This window comes from Colwellia sp. BRX10-9 (assembly GCF_014077405.1).
In the GTDB taxonomy this organism is placed as follows: domain Bacteria; phylum Pseudomonadota; class Gammaproteobacteria; order Enterobacterales; family Alteromonadaceae; genus Colwellia_A.
Genome location: NZ_JACGVV010000073.1, coordinates 1 through 3,126 on the forward strand (window position 1 = coordinate 1; position 3,126 = coordinate 3,126).

At 36.9% G+C, this 3,126-nt stretch carries 1 protein-coding gene and 1 pseudogene; one reads left to right on the forward strand and one right to left on the reverse strand.

The genetic code is table 11. The features are described from left to right. Nucleotides 1-100: pseudogene (locus H4J69_RS19445) on the forward strand (IS110 family transposase); the annotation flags it as partial. A gap of 701 nt (nucleotides 101-801) precedes the next feature. Here the strand turns inward: H4J69_RS19445 and H4J69_RS19450 are convergent. Next, nucleotides 802-2,622 carry an acyl-CoA dehydrogenase C-terminal domain-containing protein gene (locus tag H4J69_RS19450; protein WP_182216149.1) on the reverse strand — a complete coding sequence of 607 codons (1,821 nt, stop codon included), beginning with the start codon at nucleotides 2,620-2,622 and terminating at the stop codon, nucleotides 802-804. Nucleotides 2,623-3,126: the final 504 nt, after the last annotated feature.

Consider the following 3,126-nt stretch of genomic DNA (forward strand, 5'->3'; position numbering starts at 1 on the left):
AAAAACAGCGATAATCGCCTGCGTTCGTAAGATGATTATTATTCTTAATTCTATGGTGAGGGATGGTGTCATGTGGGACCCTGAAAGGAATCAGAATTAATAATTGACACCATAGTCACTTATTATGGATACTTCTCAGTAATGTCAGCCCCATAACCTTAATTTAATTCGGAGTAATATCCCACAATTTCAATCCTTTAGATACTAAAAGTGTTTGGTTTTTGTAAGTGCTTGGATATTACTGAGACTCCTTAGTAATATGACAGGAATGATTCATTAGAAAATATATCGCTAAATTTATAACTGTAATGTCCGCTGTGAGCACAAAGTGATCGTTAATACTTTTCAGTCTCGACAATTTCTCAGCGAGCATCAACCCGTTGACTAAAGATAGATTTGGTTCGAAAATATCATCTACTGAAGGTGTTGATTCTAATGGTCCTACTTGTCGAGATAACCTCATTTGTAATGTCTATTCACATAGCGTTTTCTAGTAATCGCTGGATAAATAAAGAGCGACGACTATTATTCGCAGTTTAACCAGTTCGTGTGCCAATAAAAATACAAGCCCAACAGATAGTCGTTCTAATGTATCCCATCTAATGATGAAAAGTAAAATAGCAACAGCCACGGTAACTTCAGAGATACGACAGTTAAAATACTTCTCGATGACATGAAGTTGCCATAATGAAGATAAAGGGTTATCGCTATTTAGAGGTCTTTAGAGGTCATTTAAAATGATAAAACCTTTTACAGAAAACTGTAAAAGGTTTTATTGGTGGTTATCTTAACAGTCAGTGTTTATAAAAATGACAACAACTCTTCGTCTAACTGCATTAACGTTTTAGGGTCTGCCATCATGGTGATTGCTAACGATTTAGTTCTTGGCAACATGCGCTCAAAATAAAACTCTGCGGTTTTAATTTTTGCACGGTAGAAGTCTCTGTTCTCAACATCAGTTGCTAATTTTTCATAAGCCGCCTGCGCCATTTGTGCCCAGAAATAAGCCATAACGATGTAACCAGAATACATTAAATAGTCAACCGAAGCAGATCCGACCACATCGCGGTTTTTCTTTGCTTTTAATGACAAACTTAACGTGTTTTTCTGCCAGCCGGCAACAGCTTTGCTCAATGGCCAAATAAATTGATTCATCTGACGTTTATGAGGGTTACTTGAAATCATGCTTTTTTCTTTACAAAAGCCTAAGACTTCCATGGTAAAGTGTTTTAAATACTTACCGCGATTTAATAAGATTTTACGTCCTAATAAATCAAGTGCTTGGATACCCGTTGTTCCTTCATACAAAGTAGCTATACGTGTATCACGAACAATTTGCTCCATACCCCACTCTTTGATAAAGCCATGACCACCAAATATTTGTAAGCCATGATTTGCACTTTCTGAACCTAGTTCAGTGAGGAATGCTTTTAGAATTGGCGTAATAAAACCTAAACGGTTATCAGCTTTACGGCGTTGCTTATCATCTTTCAACATTTGGATGTCGTCAACTATCTTCGCCGTATAATAAATCATAGCACGGCCACCTTCAGTGATCGCTTTTTGCGTCATTAGCATTTTACGAACATCAGGGTGAACAATAATTGGGTCAGCAACTAATTCAGGTTTTTTAGCACCGGTAAGTGAACGCATCGACAATCGTTCTTTTGCGTAAATTAACGAGTTTTGATAAGCAAGTTCTGCAGCACAGATACCTTGTAAAGCGGTACCAACACGTGCGGTATTCATAAAGGTGAACATACATTCTAAACCTTTATTTTCTTTACCGATAAGTACGCCTTTTGCACCATCAAAATTTAAAACAGCGGTAGCTGAACCTTTGATACCCATTTTATCTTCAATAGAGCCACAAACAACATTGTTACTTTCGCCAATGTTACCTTGTTCATCAACTTGCATCTTAGGAACAATAAATAATGAGATACCACGCGTACCTTTTGGCGCATTGGGTAATCTTGCTAAAACGATATGAACTATGTTTTCAGTTAAGTCATGCTCACCAGCTGAAATAAATATTTTAGTACCACTAATACTAAATGTACCATCATCGTTTAACTCAGCTTTTGTTTTAACTTGACCTAAATCTGTACCACATTGTGGTTCAGTTAAACACATAGTGCCGGTCCAAGTACCTTCGGTAAGCTTAGTTAAGTAAAGCTGCTTCTGTTCTTCAGTACCGTGTAACTGTACCGTATCCATAGCACCGTGGCTTAGACCAGGATACATAGCCCACGACCAGTTTGCCGTACCCATCATCTCTGACTTTACCATGCCTAGCGAAGCAGGAAGCCCTTGGCCACCATGTTCAACAGGGTGAGACAAACTCTGCCAACCACCGTCAACATATTTCTGATAAGCTTCTTTAAAGCCTGTAGGCGTGGTTACTTTACCATTATCAAAAGTACAGCCTTCTTTATCGCCACTTTGATTTATTGGTAATAATTCATTTTCACAGAATTTTGCACACTCTTGGAATATCGCATCAACCAAGTCAGGTGTCGCTTCTTCAAATTCTGGATACTGCTTATAATGGTCATAATAATTAAAGACATCTTCAAATAAAAACTTCATGTCTGTGATCGGTGCTTTATAACTGAGCATGTATCTCTCCAGTGCTTTTTAAACTATTTATTTAACTTCTTTCGAATATAACAGAAAACCAACTGGTCATACCACTGTTTTTTGCTAATAAATATTTATATATTTGTAAATAGAACTTAAGTGTAGAAGACAACTGAATTTATTGAAGGGAATAAGTGTGTGCAATTTTAATTAATAATAAAAATTTAAGCTTTTCTATATAAGAAATAAATAGCATATTAACAATAATATTAGCTCTGTAGCTTGTATTTTAAGCCGTGATAACAACAATCGCTGCAACAGGCTGCTTCGCATATAGGAAGGAAATCAAATTGAACGGTTATATGTTTAGTCATTTGTTTTATAGAATTTGAGGTCTTGAGGTCTTGAGGTCTTGAGTGCAACACTTAGCGGTTGTGATAACAAAAAACCAGGTATTGCCTTAGGTACGTTAGAAAGAGAACGCATAGCGCACACAGCAACAGTGAGTGAAGTTATCACGGCATTACCTGTTAGTGCAGGTAG

Excerpts from the sequence above, each read along its gene's own strand:
- H4J69_RS19450 (WP_182216149.1), bottom strand. The coding sequence starts at position 2,622 with ATGCTCAGTTATAAAGCACCGATCACAGACATGAAGTTTTTATTTGAA.